The 16,282-nt window shown below is 72.5% G+C and carries 12 protein-coding genes; 7 read left to right on the top strand and 5 right to left on the bottom strand.

The annotated features are described in order from the left end of the window. The first annotated feature begins 30 nt into the window (after nt 1-30). Together ACH5AC_RS16630 and ACH5AC_RS16625 are read left to right on the top strand one after the other, a co-directional pair. Nucleotides 31-741 carry a nucleoside/nucleotide kinase family protein gene (locus ACH5AC_RS16630; RefSeq protein ID WP_398862536.1) on the top strand — a complete coding sequence of 237 codons (711 nt, stop codon included), beginning with the start codon at nt 31-33 and terminating at the stop codon, nt 739-741. After that, the gene (locus ACH5AC_RS16625; protein WP_398862535.1) at nt 677-1,279 is read left to right on the top strand and encodes a hypothetical protein; all 603 of its coding nucleotides are present in this window, start codon (nt 677-679) and stop codon (nt 1,277-1,279) included. Before ACH5AC_RS16630 ends, ACH5AC_RS16625 begins: the two co-directional genes overlap by 65 nt. 16 nt (nt 1,280-1,295) lie before the next feature. Here the strand turns inward: ACH5AC_RS16625 and ACH5AC_RS16620 are convergent, their stop codons facing one another. From ACH5AC_RS16620 to ACH5AC_RS16600, 5 genes are all read right to left on the bottom strand, one after another. Then, nucleotides 1,296-3,131 carry a hypothetical protein gene (locus ACH5AC_RS16620; protein WP_398862534.1) on the bottom strand — a complete coding sequence of 612 codons (1,836 nt, stop codon included), beginning with the start codon at nt 3,129-3,131 and terminating at the stop codon, nt 1,296-1,298. A 6-nt stretch (nt 3,132-3,137) separates the two neighbouring features. Then, nucleotides 3,138-4,016, bottom strand: coding sequence for a carbohydrate ABC transporter permease (locus ACH5AC_RS16615; RefSeq protein ID WP_398862533.1), 879 nt, complete (start codon nt 4,014-4,016; stop codon nt 3,138-3,140). 28 nt (nt 4,017-4,044) lie between these two features. After that, nucleotides 4,045-5,025, bottom strand: coding sequence for a carbohydrate ABC transporter permease (locus ACH5AC_RS16610; protein ID WP_398862532.1), 981 nt, complete (start codon nt 5,023-5,025; stop codon nt 4,045-4,047). A gap of 46 nt (nt 5,026-5,071) precedes the next feature. After that, entirely contained in the window at nt 5,072-6,403 is a 1,332-nt protein-coding gene (locus ACH5AC_RS16605) for an ABC transporter substrate-binding protein (protein WP_398862531.1), read from the bottom strand. A 266-nt stretch (nt 6,404-6,669) separates the two neighbouring features. Next, the gene (locus ACH5AC_RS16600) at nt 6,670-7,803 is read right to left on the bottom strand and encodes an ROK family protein (RefSeq protein WP_398862530.1); all 1,134 of its coding nucleotides are present in this window, start codon (nt 7,801-7,803) and stop codon (nt 6,670-6,672) included. 259 nt (nt 7,804-8,062) lie between these two features. Here ACH5AC_RS16600 and ACH5AC_RS16595 point away from each other — a divergent pair, with 259 nt between their 5' ends. The 5 genes from ACH5AC_RS16595 to ACH5AC_RS16575 all read left to right on the top strand — a co-directional run bounded on the left by ACH5AC_RS16595 (nt 8,063) and on the right by ACH5AC_RS16575 (nt 16,200). Continuing rightward, a complete protein-coding gene (locus ACH5AC_RS16595; RefSeq protein ID WP_398862528.1) occupies nt 8,063-8,971 on the top strand; it encodes an N-acetylglucosamine kinase in 909 nt (302 codons plus the stop codon). Nucleotides 8,972-9,163: 192 nt separating this feature from the next. Beyond that, the gene (locus ACH5AC_RS16590; protein ID WP_398862527.1) at nt 9,164-11,083 is read left to right on the top strand and encodes a phosphatase PAP2 family protein; all 1,920 of its coding nucleotides are present in this window, start codon (nt 9,164-9,166) and stop codon (nt 11,081-11,083) included. A 1,011-nt stretch (nt 11,084-12,094) separates the two neighbouring features. Continuing rightward, a complete protein-coding gene (locus ACH5AC_RS16585) occupies nt 12,095-13,018 on the top strand; it encodes a MurR/RpiR family transcriptional regulator (protein WP_398862526.1) in 924 nt (307 codons plus the stop codon). A 319-nt stretch (nt 13,019-13,337) separates the two neighbouring features. Then, nucleotides 13,338-13,718 (top strand): hypothetical protein, encoded by a 381-nt coding sequence (locus ACH5AC_RS16580; RefSeq protein ID WP_398862525.1) that lies wholly within the window; start codon nt 13,338-13,340, stop codon nt 13,716-13,718. A gap of 67 nt (nt 13,719-13,785) precedes the next feature. Then, complete coding sequence (locus ACH5AC_RS16575) at nt 13,786-16,200, top strand: SpoIIE family protein phosphatase (protein ID WP_398862524.1); 2,415 nt, start codon at nt 13,786-13,788, stop codon at nt 16,198-16,200. The last annotated feature ends 82 nt before the right edge of the window (nt 16,201-16,282 follow it).

Here is a 16,282-nt window from a genome sequence, read left to right as displayed (position 1 = left end):
CCTCCTTCCTCCGGGTGACACACTCTGTGTGTGTCTCTCCTGTTCGACGATCTGGTCCTGCGTGCGCGTTCCCTGGTCCGGGACGGACGGCGTGCGCTCCTCGGCATCGCCGGTGGCCCCGGCGCGGGCAAGACGACGCTCGCGGAGCGTCTGGTCGACGCGCTGAACGGCACCGGCCGGCCCTGGGTGGCCCACGTCCCCATGGACGGCTTCCACCTCGCCGACATCGAACTCGACCGGCTCGGACTGCGCCACCGCAAGGGTGCGCCGGACACGTTCGACGCGGCCGGGTACGCGGCGCTGCTGCGCCGCCTGCGCGCGGACGACCCCGAGGACGTCGTGTACGCGCCCGGTTTCGAACGCGTCCTGGAACAGCCCCTCGCCGGCGCCGTCCCGGTTCCGCCGGCCGCCCGGCTGGTGGTGACGGAGGGCAACTACCTGCTGCTGGACACGGGCGCCTGGGCGCGGGTGCGGCCCGAGCTGGACGAGGTCTGGTTCTGCGAGACGGACGAGGAGGAACGCGTCCGCCGCCTCATCACCCGGCACGAGCACTTCGGCAAGCCCTACGAGGAAGCGGTGGCCTGGGTCATGCGCTCCGACCAGCCCAACGCGGAACTGGTGGCGACGACGCGGGAGCGGGCGGATCTGGTGGTACGGGGCGTCGTAGGGTGGCCGAATGGGGTTGGACATCACCGTGCTGGGGCTGGACTGGGGGGAGCTGGAGCGGACTCCGGTCAGTGAGCGCACTGCGCTTCTGTACGAGGCCGCCTTCCATGAAGACGACCCGTGGAGCACCGAACCCGAGGTGGGCTGGGTGATCCCCGCGTCACCGAAGGTGGCCTGGTCCGGCCGGTACGAGTTCGAGGACACGCTCGGGTCGTACAAACCGCACTTCTGGGCCGGCGAAAGCTGGGACACCGTACGGGAGTTCGCCGATCCGGAGCTGCGTGAGGCGCTGGACGGCTTCCTTGGCCCCCTCATCTGGTGGGGTGACGACCACAAGCCGTCCGAGGCCAGCCTGTTCGCCACGGATCCCGAGCCCTGGTCACCGCGTCTGCTGCTGTGCTGTCCTCCGGCAGTCCTGCCGGTGCTGGCCTCGCACTGGGCCAGGGTCGAGCCACTGCTCGACGGGCTGCGCGAGATCTACGACCACCACGCCGCCGCACCCGGCCGGTGGATCGCGGACTTCGACGAATTCGTGGCGCTCCTGCGCGGCTGGGCGGAACTCGTCGGCGAGGCCGGGCGGCGAGGCTGGGGGCTGCTGGGGCTGCCCGCCTGACGCGCCGCCGTTCGCGTCAGCCCACGGCGTGAAGCGTCAGCTCCGGTTCCGCCCGGGCGTCGCCCGCCAGGTCGCCGATGACGGCGGTGAACGTGTGCGTCCGTACCGTCAGGCCCTCGTCGCCGTGCTCGACGGAGACGGACAGCGGGTCCTCGGAGCCGTAGCGCACCGCGAAGACTGTCAGGTCCTCGGGGCTGTCCGGCAGTGGGTCCACCTCCAGGGCCGTAGAGCTGATCAGGTGCTGCCAGCCCTCGTCCGGGTTTCCGTAGCCGCGTGGGTCGGCTGCGAGGGTGAAGGCGGCCTGTTCCTGGGTGAGCTCGGTGCGGGCGTCGAAGTGGTCGGGGCCGGTGGATTCCGGGTGGGTGAGGCGGAGGGTGCCGGAGGCGCTCACGGCCGCCTCGGCGGTGCGGCGGACCCGGTCGCCGTCGTCGGCGGCGTAGGGCATGCCGGCCAGCAGGTACGGCGAGCCGTCGAGCCGCTCGACCGCGACCGTCGTCCACAGGGTCGCGCCGTCGGTGACGTACAACGACCGTACGTGCCGCAGCACATGGTCGCGGCCCACGACCGGCTTGGTGACCAGCTTGGCCGTGAGGCCGTCCACGCGGACGTCGCGGACGCGGACCTCGCCCATGGGGCGGCACAGGAGGAGGCCGTCGAGGACGGGGCCGAAGCCGTGCTGGCGGTTGACGGCTGCCGGCAGGTAGTAGGTGCCGGCGGCTTCGATCACCGCGGGTGTCATCCTGTCGTCGAAGGCCACCGACACCGTGCCGGAGCGCAGTTGGTGGCGGGCGAGACCCGTCGACGGGGTGCGGTGCCAGCGCGTGGTGTCCTGGATCTGCCAGACCAGCATCCACGCGAAGTGGCCGTCGACCCCGCCGTCGGGCTTGACGGCGTGCCGGCCCCAGCGGCTGTCGCCCCGGTAGCGGCCCAGGTCGGAGCCGATGCGGGCGCCGAAGTAGCGCAGGCCGAGGACCGATTCGAAGCCGGAGTGCTGTTCGCTGTAGCGGGGGCCGCCGTTGTCGAAGCCGCCGCCGGTGAGGCGGGCGTCGATGTAGCGGGCGAGGGCGTCGCCGTCCTGCGCGAAGATCTCCTCGCCGCTGACGAGGTGAGCCTGGGCGAGGAAGGAGAGGGAGATCGGGCCGTAGTTGTTGTCGTAGGCGCCGCCGTGCTCGGGGGGCAGCAGGGCGCCCCGGTCGCGGACGCGGTGGGCGCGGATCTCGTCCCGGTACAGGTCGAGCGCCCGTGCGCGGACCGATGCGCCCTCGTCGCCGGGGAGGTGGCGGGCCAGCATCAGGCCGCCGACGACACAGCCGATGGCCTGGTTGCCGGCCTCCTGCGGGTTGAAGAAGGTCGCCTCGGTCAGCCAGCGCCAGTAGCCGTGCGCCACGTCGAGGAGTTCGGCGCGCTGGTCGTCGGCGACCAGGCCGTCCGCGAGGTCGAGGACGTCGACCGCCTGGAGCAGCGCCCAGGCCGTGCTCGGCCAGTCGCCGATGGGGTGGGCGCCGGGTGCGAGGACGTAACGGGCGTACGGCAGACCCGAGCCGCGCAGTCTCAGGTTCGGGTAGCCGGGGTTGTCGTCCCGGTAGACCCGCTCGCGCAGGTGGAAGGCGAGGCTGCGGCGGACCGCGTCCGGCAGCCGGGGGTCCTTGCCGCGCTGCCAGGCCAGGGCCAGCAGGGAGGTGATGCCGAGGGAGGTGTCGCCGATGTCGTCCGTGCAGTCCGGGTGTTCGAGGTTGCCCTCGGGGGTGAGGCGGGCGAGGGCCTGCTCGGTGACGTCGGCGAGGACGGCGTCGTACGCCTCGGGGGTGTCCGGCAGGTCGTGCAGCGGGCCGCGCTGGTGGGGGAGGTGCACCGGGGGTCAGCCCTTCATGCCGGAGGTCGCCAAGCCTTCCACCAGCCTCTTCTGGAAGATGAGGAAGCAGATCAGCGTGGGCAGGAGGGCGAGTGTCGACATGGCGAACATCGCGCCGTACGACGAGCCGCTGGTCTTGTCCATGAACAGCGTCAGGCCCAGCGGGACCGTGAAGCGCTCGTTCTGCTGGAGGTAGACGAGCTGGTGGAGGAAGTCGTCGTAGGTCCAGATGAAGGTGAAGATCGTGGTGGTGATCAGGGCCGGCTTCATCAGCGGCAGGATGATCTTCCAGTAGATCTGGAGGGGGTTGGCGCCGTCCATCATGGCCGCCTGGTCCAGCTCGCGCGGGATGGAGCGGATGAACTGGACCATCAGGAAGATGAAGAAGGCGTCCACCGCGAGGAACTTGGGCACGATCAGCGGCAGATAGGTGTTGATCCAGGTCAGGTTGTAGAAGATCGTGTACTGCGGGATCAGCACCGCCTGGGTGGGCAGCATCAGCGTGCCGAGCATCAGGCCGAACCAGATCTTCTTGCCGCGGAACTCGAAGCGGGCGAAGGCGTAGGCGGCCAGCGAGCAGGAGATGACGTTGCCGATGACCGCGCCGATCGTGACGATCAGCGAGTTGGTGATGTAGAGGGAGAAGGAGTTGCCGGAGCCGCTCCAGCCCTCGGAGTAGTTCTCGGGGCGGATCTCGTTCGGGATGAGCCCCGGGTGGGTGAAGATCTCGGTGTCGGGCTTGAGGGAGCTGCTCAGCATCCACAGCAGCGGGTAGAGCATCACGACGGCGACGCCGATGAGCAGCGTGTGGATCAGGATGCGCCGGGGCCCGGTGAGCGAGCGGAACTTCTGCAGCGGCGTCATGGTCGGGGTGATGGCGGACATGGGGGTGTTCCTCTTCCTCGCTCAGGCGTCAGTCGTCGTAATGGACCCAGTAGCGGCTGGCGATGAAGTTGACCGCGGTGAAGAGGGCGATGACCAGGAACAGCACCCACGCCAGAGCCGAGGCGTAGCCCATCTCCAGGTCGGTGAAGCCCTTCTTGTACAGGTAGAGCGAGTACAGCATGGTCGAGTTGAGGGGCCCGCCGGAGCCGTTGCTGATGACGAAGGCGGGGGTGAAGGTCTTGAACGCGTCGATGATCTGCAGGACGACGTTGAAGAACACGATCGGGGTCAGCAGCGGCAGGGTGATCTTGAAGAACCGGGTGACGGGGGTGGCGCCGTCGATCGCGGCGGCCTCGTACACGTCCTTGGGCAGCTGCTTCAGGCCGGCGAGGAAGATGACCATCGGGGTGCCGAACTGCCAGACGGCCAGCAGGACCAGGGTGTAGAGGGCGGTGTCGGGGCTGGAGATCCAGTCCTGGCCCTCGTTGAGGCCGAACCAGCCGAGGAAGTCGTTGAACAGGCCGTCGCCGCCGAAGACCTGGCGCCAGACGATGGCGATGGCGACCGCGCCGCCGAGCAGGGACGGCAGGTAGAAGGCGGCCCGGTACAGGCCGATGCCCTTCAGGTCGCGGTTGAGGAGCATGGCCACGCCGAGGGCGAGCGCCAGCTTCAGCGGCACGGAGACGGCCACGTAGATCAGGGTGGCGTGCACCGAGTCCCAGAAGACCGGGTCTTCGCTGAACATGCGCTCGTAGTTGTCCGCACCGACCCACTGCGCGGGGGTGAGCAGGTCGAAGTCGGTGAAGGACAGGTACAGCGAGTCGAGCATCGGGTAGATCGTCAGCCCGAACAGGCCGGCGAACCAGGGGGCCAGGAAGAGGTACGGCCACCATCCCCCGCCCCGCCGTCTGGCGAGGCGGCGCCGCTGGCGCTCGCGTTCCCGCCCGTCGGACGGGGTGGGCGGAGCCGACGGCTCCGTCACGACCTCGTCGGTCTTCGCGGTGGTCATACTCATCTCCCTGGCCCTCTCCCGGTGGTGCAGACGTACGGCCGGCCTACTTGGCCAGGATCCCGGCCGCCTGGTCGAAGAACTCGGTCAGCTGCGCCTTGATCGACTTCTTGCCGAAGGCGATGGCGAGGTTGGACTGGAACAGCAGGTCCCAGACCTGGTCGGCGCCCTGCGGCGGCGGCACCGGGGCGGGCAGGGCGTTGCTCGCCTTGGACACGCGCTGGGAGATGTAGTCCGCGTTGGCCATGTTCAGCTTGTCGGTCTCGGTCAGGCCGGCGGCGATCAGGTTGCGGGCCTTCTCGGTCGGCGGGATGCCGCGCAGCAGCTGCATGTTCTTGATCGCGGTCTCGTCCTGCGCGAAGAACGACATGACCTTGACGGAGTCGGCGACCTTCTTGCTGGTCTTGGTGGCGCTGAGCAGGACGCCGCCGTTGACGAAGTTGCCCTCGCGGGCGCCGGACCAGTCGCCCTGCGGGGTGGGCAGGAAGTCCAGCTGGGCGTCGGTGATGGAGCCGCCCGCGCCGTAGACGCCGGAGTCGAAGGTGAACAGGGCTTTGCCGATGACGACCGCGTTCTTGGTGAGGTCGTTGTGCGCGGCGGAGGTGATCGCGGCCGGGCCGGAGGCGTTGGTCTTGCGCATCTCCGCCCAGAACTCCCACCACTCCTGGAGGGTCTGCGGGGTGAAGCCGACGGCCTTGCCGTCCTCGGTGAAGAAGGTCTCGCCCTTCTCCCGGGCGAAGATCTCGAAGCACTGGAGGGTGGAGCCGCCGCCGTCGTCGACGCCGTGGATCTTTCCGCCGCTCTTCTTGTACACGTCCTGGGAGATCTTCTTCAGGTCGGCCCAGGTCCACTCGCGGTCCGGCAGCTGCAGGCCGAGGGACTCCAGGCCGCTGCGGTTGACGGTGAGCTGGTTGACGCCGATGCCGGAGGGGACGCCGTAGAGCTTGCCGTCGACGGTGCCGGCGGCCAGCAGGGTCTTGGAGAAGCCGGTGAGGTCGAGGTCTTTGCCGACGTATTCGTCCAGCGGGGCGAGGACGCCCTTGCGGGCGTACTGGGCGACCAGCGCGGTGTCCATCTGCATCAGGTCGGGGGCGCTGCCGCCGGCGACGTTGGTGTTGAACTTGTCGAAGTACCCGTCGTATCCGGAGTAGGTCTCCTGGATCTTGATCTTCGGGTTCTTCTCCTGGAAGTGGGCGAGCGACTTCTTGTACGCCGCGTGGCGCTGGTCGCTGCCCCACCAGATCATGGTGAGCTTGTCGCTGGTGGAGCCTGCGCCGGTGCCGCCGGCGCAGGCGGTGAGCGACGTGCCCAGTGCCGCCGCGACGGTGACGCCGCTCGCGGCGCGGAACAGGCTTCTGCGCGAGATGTCGTGACCCACCGGGTCCTCCCTGGATGTGCGTGACGGATCGTCCGGCCGGTCAGCGCGGCTCGGGTCCTTTGCGGATCGCGCTTTCCGTGTGCGGCCTCGCCCGGCCGCGCCATCCTGACGGGTGAGGGTCCCCGGTCGCCATGACCGTCATCACGCGAGCACGCCCTCGCGCGGCTGCCGTACCTCGGGCACGGCCGGGACGCTCACCCCAAGTCGGCGTCCCGGCCGACTTAGAAAGCGCTTGTCCGGACATTGGCAGACCAGGCGGGAGGCCGTCAATCCTTGGCCCCCGCTCCCTGGGTCACGGTTTGGACTCCCCGGGCAACGGCGAGCCGGGCGGCGCCCACGACGGTACCGAGTTCGCCCAGCGTGCTGCTGACCACCTCGGTGGGCCAGCTGAGCCGCGTCAGCTCCGCGCGCACGCCGGGCAGGAGCTGCGGATCCGCGCCGGTGCTGCCGCCCAGCACGATCAGCCCCGGGTCCAGTACGGCGGTCACGGCGGCGGCGAGCCGGCCCACGTCCACGGCGTGGCGGTCGATGACGGAGCGGGCCGCCGACCGCCCCTCCCCGGCGAGGGCGAAGAGCCGCTCCGTGGTGCGCGGGCACGGACCGTCGGTGTCGGGCCAGGCGTCGGCGGCCCGCCGCAGCAGGGAGCGGGCGCCCAGGTACTCCTCCAGGGCCTCGTGCCGCGGCACCAGGTCGTCGTCCCACGGGTAGGGGATCCGGGCGAGCTCTCCGGCGGCGCCGTTCGCCCCGCGCAGCACCTCTCCGCCGACCACGATGCCGAGGCCGACACCGACGCCGATGCGCAGGTAGCCGAAGGTGCCTCGGCCTCTGGCCGCGCCCTCGTGCAGCTCCGCGAGCGCCGCGCAGTTCACGTTGTTCTCCAGGTGCACGGGAACGCCCGGCGGCAGCGCGACGGCCACGGCGTCGAAGAGCGGCCCGGCCTTGGCGGTCGCGGGGCGCATGCCGCCGCCCGACTCCTCGGGCCGGGCGACGTCACCGACGGCCACGACGATGGTGCGCAGCGGGGCGCCCGCGGGCAGGGCGAGCAGCGCGTCGCGTACGACGTCGACGGCGTCGGCCCGGGTGCCGGTGGCCTCGGCGATCAGGGCACCGTCCAGTGAGCAGGCCCGCACCCGGGTGAGGGCGGGGCCGAGGTCCACGGCGAGCACGGACCCGGCGGCCGGGCCGAGGCGGTAGACGGCGGCCGAGCGGCCCGTGCCGCTGGAGGCGGTGCCGGAGTGGGCGGCGAGCCGGACGCCCTCCAGCTCCGCGACGGCGGCGGACACGGTCGGCTTCGACAGTCCCGCCAGACTCGCGAGCTGCGGCCGCGTCGCCCGCCCGGCCTGCGCCAGCATGGCGAATACGACGCTCGCGCTCTCGGTCAGCCGGGGAGCGCTCGCCACGACGTGTTCCACAGTTCTCCCACAGATCGTCGGCACAGGTTTCAAGGAAGTCTTGACGCACCCTACTTCGTTAGTTAATTTCCTAACGAACTTCACGGTACTCGCCTGCCGTGGCCCGCCGGAAGCCCGTCCCGGGGCTTCCCCGACCCTCTACCTCAGCTTCAGGCACGGTTCGCCCGCCGTCGCTGCCAGCGCACATGACGCCCGGCGCACACCACGCTCGGCGCCTGAGCGCTGCGTCTACGACGAAAGAGGATCCGTGCAGGACGCTCACTCCTCGCACCCGCTCGTGGTCGGCATCGACGTGGGCGGCACCAAGACGCACCTCCGCGCCCTCGCGGGGGACGACGTGGTGGCCGACCAGGTCCGGCCGAGCACCGGCTGGCGCCCGCACGACCCGTCGGCCGCCGCCCGCCGGCTGGCCGCACTGGTCCGCGAGGCACTGCCCGCGGGCACGCTCCCCGCGGCCCTCGCCGTGGGCGCGCACGCCTGCGAGACCCCCCGCCAGTGCGCGGACATCCGCGCCGGCGTCCAGGACCTGCTCGGTGTGCCCGCGCTGGTCGTGGGCGACGCCGAACTCCTCGTGCCCGCCGCGGGCGTGGACAAGGGTGTCGGACTGGTGGCGGGCACCGGCTCCGTCGCGGTGGGCCGGCTGCCCGACGGCACGCCCGTCCAGGTCGGCGGCTGGGGCGCGGTCCTCGGTGACGAGGGCGGCGCCGCCGGACTGGTCCGGGAGGCCGCCCGCGCCGCCTGGGCCGCGCACGACCGGGGTGAGGCACCCGACCCGCTGGCGCTCGGACTGCTCTCCGCGTTCGGCGTGCCCGAGGTCCCGGCGCTCGGCGCGGCCCTGGAGAGCGCCACCGACGTCTCCGCCGAGTGGGGCCGGCACGCTCCGGTCGTCTTCGCGGCCGCCGAGGCGGGTTCCCCGCTCGCCCGGTCCGTGATCGCCGAGGCCGGCCGGGCGCTCGCCGCCCTGGTCGCCCGGCTCGCCGCGCGCGGGGTGCCGGTCGAGGACGTGGTGGTCGCGGGCGGCACGGTGCTCGGCCGGCCCGTGCTGTACGACGCTCTCACCGCGGCGCTCGCCGAGGCCGTGCCCGGTGCCCGGGCCCGGCCACTGACGGTGCCGCCGGTCGAGGGCGCGGTGGCGCTGGCCCGTTCGATCCTGTGAACCGCGAACTCCCCGTTCACCTGCGGGACATGCCCCGTCCGCCCGGTCATCCCGGAAGGGACACGACCCGGCCGTAGATCTTCGCGCACACGCATCACACGGCTCACAAGCCGTCAAAAGCGCTCCGATTCGCACCGATCGCACGACCTCCAGCCCGGCCACCGAGCCGGCCGACTCCAGAGAGGCACACGCATGCCGTCGTCCCGTGCCGGGCACCTCCCCTCCGCGTCCGTGAACAGAAGGCGTTTCCTCAAGGCATCCGTCGGCGGTTCCGCCGCCCTGGTCGCCGCCCCGACCCTCGTCTCCTGGCTGGCCGCCGCCGACGCCAAGGCCGCCTCCGGGTTCGCCGACTTCGTGGACGACTACAGGACGAACGTCGTCGCGAACCAGACGCCCGAGACCAACGCCGTGGTGCGGATCCTGGGCGGCTTCGCCCGAGTGTGGAAGACCGGGGACGCCTGGAACACCGGCGCGCCTCTGCTGCCCGAGGTGCTGCGCGCCAACATGCGCTACTCGGCGAGCGTCACCGCCGCGCGCACCGAGGAGCAGGCCAAGGAGGCGTTCGTCTACGACCGCCAGCACCAGAGCTACTCGGCCATCGGCGGCCTCGGCCCGCTGGCCGAGCTGTACAAGGCGGGCGCCAAGGCGGTCACGTCGATCACCGGCGCGCCCGACGGCACCCCGGACGGGAAGGTCAGCGACACCCTGCCCGCCGACGCCCCGGCCGGCTCCGCGCTCGGCGCGGGCGCGCACGACTCGGCGCTCGGCAAGGTGGCCGAACTGGTCGACACGGTGCGCGGCCCCTTCGCGTCCAGCAACCCGTCCAAGTTCACCTTCCAGTACCCGCGTCCGTGGCGGATGAACGAGGACAGCCAGGTGGTGGACACCGGCCGGACCGACGCGTTCGGGTTCCCGGTGTACGAGTCGGACGTCGTCGTCGCGCCCCAGCTGCTGCGCCAGCGCGGCGGGACCCCGGCGGACGACGGCGGTTTCCCCAGCGGCCACACCAACGCCATCCACCTGGCCGCGCTGGCCTTCGCGTACGCGGTGCCCGAGCGCTTCCAGGAGCTGGTGACGCACGCGTTCGAGCTCAGCCACAGCCGGATCGTGTCGGGCATGCACTCGGCGGTCGACGTCATAGGCGGCCGGGTCATGGCCACCGCGCTGGCCGCCGCGGCCCTGGCCGACCCGGCCAACGCGGGGCTCAAGGCGGCGGCCCGGGCCCAGGCGCTGGAGTACTTCACCGAGCGGACCGGTACGACCGCCGACACGCTCTTCGCGTACGCGCACTCCGGCGACGACGCGTACGCCGACCGGGCGGCGAACCTGCGTACGGTGCGGCCCAAGCTGACGTACGTCCTGACCCGGCAGGGCCGCAAGCAGCCGATGACCGTGCCCAAGGGCGCCGAGGTGCTGCTGGAGACGCGTCTGCCGTACCTGAGCGCGGCCCAGCGCCGCGAGGTGCTGCGCACCACCGCGCTGCCGTCGGGGTACGTGCTGCTGGACGGCCACGAGCTGTGGGGCCGGCTCAACCTGTTCGCGGCGGCCGACGGGTTCGGCGCGTTCGACTCCGACGTGACGGTCACCCTGGACGCGGCGGCGGGCGGTTTCCACGCGGCCGACAGCTGGCGCAACGACATCGAGGGCGAGGGCGGGCTGACCAAGCGCGGCTCCGGCACCCTCACGCTGACCGGGCACAACCGCTACCACGGGGGCACCGTGGTGGAGGCGGGGACGCTTGTCGCCGGGCACGCCAACGCCCTCGGTCAGGGCGACGTCCTGCTGTGCGGCGACGGCACCCTGCGCGCCGAGCGGCCGGTGCGGGTCCGCGGCGCCTGGGCCCAGGGGTCCGGCGCGGTCCTGGACCTGACGCTGCGGGGGGACCACGGTCCCGTCCTCGACGTCTCCGGCCGGGTCCGTCTCGACCGGGGCAGCGTGCTGTCGCTCCGCCTGGACGCGGCCCGCCCGCCGCTCGCCGGCACGACCGTCCCGGTCCTCCGCGCGGCGCAGCTGCGCGGCCAGTTCGACCGCATCGACCTCGCCTCCGACACGCTGCGGGCCGTGCCCGTCTACACGGCCCGCGGCCTCTCGGTACGCCTCGCGAACCGCTGACCCGGCCGGCGGCGGGCGCGCGTGCGGAGCAGGCCACGGCCCGGCCCGACACCACGCCCGCCGCCACAGGAACACATCAGGAACGGTCACCTGGCCTCCCCCGCCCAACACCAGGCTCAGTCCCGGCCGGGCGCTCGCCAGGCTCACCGCGCGCGGGGTGTCGGTCGACGACGTGGTGGTGGGCGGCACGGGTGCTCGGCCTGGCGTGCCATGGGTGCCGGCGGCGTGGGGTGGTCCACGGGCGTGGCGGTCCGCGACGGGCTCACACCGCGGCCACACCGATTCGCCGCAGGCCCGGACAACCTCCCGCTGCCCCGCGCGGCTGACGCGCCGCCCGGAAGGGCACACCCGCTCAGCTCCGACGTCCGCACACCACCCACCACGGGACGGACTGACAGAGCCCGCACCGCACCCGCCCCGGAGCAGCACAGACCCGTGCGCCCCATCCCCTTGAGACGCGCCCGCCGCCCACCCGGTCCGCGTTCGGTCCCGGTCTCACCGCAGCCCCGCGCACCCGCCCACCACACCCGGTTGCCCGCGCGGCTGCTCCCCACCCCCAGGGGCGCGCCTCGCCCCCGTTCCGCCCCGTCCCCGGACTCGTACCGCGCCCGGTCCTGGGGCCTGCAGTCCCGCGCGCTCCGGCTGCCGCCCCCAGCCGCTGGCTCCTCCCCCCGGCAGCGCACACCGCGCTCAGTCCTGGATCGCCCCGGCGCCGGGCCCGGGCTCGTCCCTGTGCGGCGGACGCCGATCATCGATGAGCCGGTGCAGGTGTGCGGCTCACGGCGAGCACCCGCTGTTCGGGCCGGTGGTGTTCGCTTTCGCGCATGGTTGCGCCGGGTGCTCGTCGGCGAGGTGCGGGGCAGTCGGGCGGTGGGCCGGGGCGGTCGTTCGATCGGGCTCTGCCGCAGGTGAGACGCGTCGCGGCCGCGTCCCGTGCCCTTCCGGGAGCCCTGAGCGGCCACGCTGCGTGAGCTATGTTGAGTGGTCGTGGGAGACAAAGGAGGCACACCCGTGCCATCGCCTCAGCAGGCACGCGCACAGGCGTCAGCTATCACCTCGGGCAAGACCGCTCCGGAGGCGGAGGCGTCCGCGACGTCCCGGCTCCGCGCGCTCTTCGACGGGCCCCATCTGTCCCCGGGGCAGCGCCGCATCGCCCAGTATCTGATCGAGCACATCACCGAGGCGGCGTTCCTGTCGATCACCGACCTCGCCGAACGGGTCGGGGTCAGCCAGCCCTCGGTGACCCGGTTCGCGGGGGCGGTGGGTTTCAGCGGTTACCCGGCGCTGCGCGAGCGGCTCCAGTCGATCGCCCTCGGCACACTCGCCGGCGGCCCCGGCCCGACCGAGGTCAACCGCAGCAACGAGCTGCAGGCGGCGGTCGACGCGGAGATCGAGAACCTGGAGAACCTGCGCCGGGACTTCGCCGACCCCGACCAGGTGATCGAGACCGGGCGCAGCCTGTCGCAGTCGACACCGCTGACCGTCCTCGGCCTGCGCATCTCGGCCTCGCTCGCCGAGTACTTCGCCTACGCGGCCCGCCGGATCCACCCGGACGTCCGGCTGGTGACACGGGGCGGCAGCGTGGCGTACGACGCGCTGCTGCAGTCCCGGGAGGCCGGCGGCACCTGGGTGCTGGCGTTCTCGATGCCCCGGCACGCGCAGGAGACCCTCACCGCGGTGCGGGTGGCGCGCAATGCCGGACTGAAGGTCGCGCTCATCACCGACCTGGCGCTCGGGGCGATCGCGGACGAGGCCGACATCACCTTCGCCAGCGGCACCGGCTCACGGCTGGTGTTCGACTCCTACGCGGCGCCCGGGCTGCTGGCGGCCGCGCTGCTGCAGGCGATGACCGACGCCGGCCCCGAGCGCACGCAGGCGCGGCTGGAGGAGTACGAGCAGGTCGCCGAGCAGCATCAGTTCTTCCTGCGGGAGTGAACCCCGCCGGCCCGCGCCTCTCCCCCGCCCCACCCCCCGGTTCTGGAAATGGCCCAGGGATCAGCCTCAACAGATCACGCATGAATGTTTTCATACGTCTTGCAAAGGAGACGGCATATATAAATACTGCTCACGACGCACCGCACCGCCCACAAGGGCGCCTGTACGGGCACCCGGAGCCGCCGTCCCCTACCCACGTCGGCCCAAGGGTGTTCGGGGCATCGCCAGCGCGAGCGCCCGTGGCGGTCCCGGTCATCCCCTAGACCGGGACCGCCCCGCCCCGTCGGACCACCCGTTCGACGTCGTTACACCGGAAGCGATGAACATGGCCCTGACGACGACGCGCATCAGCCCGGACTGGCCCTGCCAGGTCAAGACCCCCGGCAGTTACGACTGGGAGCGTTCGGCGGCCAAGTGGCTGCGCGAGCTGGTGCCCGCGCGCTACGCCAGCTACCCGGCCCTGCTGCGTCACCCGGTGCTGCTCGCCCGTCATGCGCAGATCCAGGTCCAGCAGGAGATCAGGGTGGCCCGCACCGCCCTGCAGACCGCCCGCGCCGACCTGCCCCGGCTGGGTCTGCCCGAGTCCGTCATCGAGCACACCATCAAGCTGTACGCGGCCGAGATCATGCAGCTGCAGCACATCGCGCGCAGCGTCCGCGCGGTCACCGAGGCCCTGGTCGATCGCACCGCGGGCCGCTGACCTGGTAGATCCCGCCGGCTCCCGCGCGGACCGCATCGAATGCGCGTGGGTGTGGGATGCTCAAGACGTGACGAGCGAACCCGCCGTGCCGGGTGAGTCGGACGGTGTGCCGGAACTGGCCGCGCTGACGCGGGTGGTCGCGCGTCAGCGCGCCGAGATAGACCGGCTGCAGGAGACCGCGGCCACGGCCGCCGTGGTGGAGCGGGCCAAGGGCGCCGTCATGGCACAGACGGGCTGTTCGCCGGACGCCGCGCACGAATCGCTGCGTCAGCGGGCGAAGGCCGCGCACCGCACCCTCCTGGAGGAGTGCTGGATCGTCCTGGGGAACCTGGCTCCGGAGCCGCCCGGCCCCACTTCCGGTCGGCCGACGACCGACGCCGCGCACGCCGAGACGGAACCGGCGCCCGCCATGGCCGAGGACCTCTCCGTCGCCCTCGGCCGGCTCGGCCGGGCCCTCGTCGGGGTGGCCGGGCCGCAGGGCCTGGCCCGCTGCCTGCTCGACCACCTTGCCCCGGCCATCGGCACCGACGCGGTCATGCTGTACGCCCGGCTGTCCGGCGGCGGCCTCGAACTCGTCGGGCACGCGGGCGTCGACGACACCGTGGCCCGGCAGTGGCACCAGGTGCCGCCGCTGCCCGGCATCCCCGCCCTGGACGCCCTGGACAGCGGCCGGCCCCGCTGGCCGGAAGACGGCACCGAAACGGAACGCGCGCGGTATCCCCTGATCGGGGATCCGCCCGGACGGTGGCGGGCGCAGGCATGGGTGCCGGTGGTGACCGGGGAGACGACCGACCTGGTCATCGGGGCGCTGCGGGGCGCGCCAGGCGCGCTGACCGCGCGGGACCGGCAGCATCTGGAGGCCGTCGCCCGGCTCTGCGCGGGCCCGCTGCGAATGTTCGGCCCCCGACAGGAGCCGCCCATCGGCCCGGCCGTGGACGCCGTGCGGGCGGTGTTCCAGCGGCTGCCGTTCGTCGCGTTCCTGCTCACCCCGCTGCGCACGGCGTCGGGCCGGGTGGAGGACTTCCGTATCGACGCGGCCACCGCCGACGCCTTCGACAGCCTCGGCCGCACCGGCCGGGAGCTGGTCGGTCTGCGGCTGCTGGAGTGCTGGCCGGCCGTGGCGTCCGAGCCGCTGTGGCACGGCTGCCTGGACACGCTCGCCACCGGGAGGCCCTACGAGAGCGAGCCTTTCGCGCGGCAGCGGACGGCGGGCGCGGACACGGAGCTGACGACGTTCTCGGCGCGGGTGTCGCGGCTGGGTGACGCACTGGTGGTCAGCTGGCTGCGGGAGGACCTCCCCGACCGCCCGCGGGAGCGGCCGACCGACGTCCCGCGTCGCGGCAGCCTCGGCTGGGCCACCTGGAACCCGACCACCGGCGAGGCCGCCTGGTCGTCGCAGGTCTTCACCCTCTTCGACCGGGATCCCGCACAGGGCCCGGTACCGCTGACCGAGCTGCCCGGGCTCGCCCTGCCCGAGGACGAGCCCGCGCTCGCCCGGGCCGTGGACCAGCTGAGGGTCGCCGGCCGGCCGTGCGACGTGCCGTTCCGGGTCGCCACCCGCACCGGGATACGGCATCTGCGGGTGGTCGCCGAGGCGGTGGCCGACCCGCACGGCACACCGGTGGAGGTGCGCGCCTGTGTGCAGGACCTCACCGCCCAGCGCAGCGCCGAACTCGCCCTGGTCGCCAGCGAACGGGCCATGCTCACCCAGCACCATGTGCTCCAGGCCGAGCGCACGGTGGCGGCCCGGCTGCAGCACGCGCTGCTGCCGCTGTCGCACAAGGTCGTGCGGATGGTCGGGCTGCGCGTCGAAGTCGCCTATCTGCCCGCGCAGTCGGGGCTGAGCGTCGGCGGCGACTGGTTCAGCGCCATCGAACTGCACGACGGGGAGGCCCTGTTCGTGGTCGGTGACGTCGCCGGGCACGGCATGGACGCGGTCGCCACGATGGCGCAGCTGCGGTTCACCGCCAAGGGCATGGTCATCACCGGCTCCTCGCTGACCGGCGCGCTGAACCGGCTCAACGCCCTGCTGCTGCACTCACGGGACCCGCACGGCACGGCCACCATGGTGCTGGCCCGCTTCCACAGCGCCGAACGGCGGCTGGTGTGGGCGCAGGCCGGCCATCCACCGCCGCTGCTGCTGCGGGCCGGCCGGGCGCGCTATCTCGAACGGCCGGCCGGCATGCTGCTCGGGGCCTGCGAGACCGCGCACTACGAGGAGTACGAGTGCGCTCTCGAACCCGGCGACCGCGTCGTGCTGTACACCGACGGGCTGGTCGAGCGGCCCGGCGAGAACATCGACCGGGGCCTGGAGCGGCTCGCACGCGCCCTGGAGGCGCAGGCCCACGACGGTCCGGCCTCACTGGACCGGCTGCTCGGCACCGTGCTGGAGAGTGAGCAGCGGGACGACGTGTGCGTCCTCGACCTGCGGATGCCCGCATCCGACGAGGACACCGAGGGCGCCGAGGAGGAGACCGTCTGACAGCGGACCCCCGGCTCACCCGTCTCACTCGTCGCGGTGCCGCCAGTACCAGAACAGCCCGACCAGCAGGGCCATGAGGAAC

It is taken from the genome of Streptomyces sp. NPDC018693, from assembly GCF_044391385.1.
In the GTDB taxonomy this organism is placed as follows: domain Bacteria; phylum Actinomycetota; class Actinomycetes; order Streptomycetales; family Streptomycetaceae; genus Streptomyces.
This window is presented reverse-complemented; position numbering and strand designations above follow the sequence as displayed.

Bases quoted from the DNA above. Each gene is read 5' to 3' on its own strand.
- ACH5AC_RS16625 (WP_398862535.1), top strand. From the start codon at position 677: ATGGGGTTGGACATCACCGTGCTGGGGCTGGACTGGGGGGAGCTGGAG.
- ACH5AC_RS16615 (WP_398862533.1), bottom strand. From the start codon at position 4,016: ATGTCCGCCATCACCCCGACCATGACGCCGCTGCAGAAGTTCCGCTCG.
- ACH5AC_RS16610 (WP_398862532.1), bottom strand. From the start codon at position 5,025: ATGACCACCGCGAAGACCGACGAGGTCGTGACGGAGCCGTCGGCTCCG.
- ACH5AC_RS16590 (WP_398862527.1), top strand. From the start codon at position 9,164: ATGCCGTCGTCCCGTGCCGGGCACCTCCCCTCCGCGTCCGTGAACAGA.
- ACH5AC_RS16580 (WP_398862525.1), top strand. From the start codon at position 13,338: ATGAACATGGCCCTGACGACGACGCGCATCAGCCCGGACTGGCCCTGC.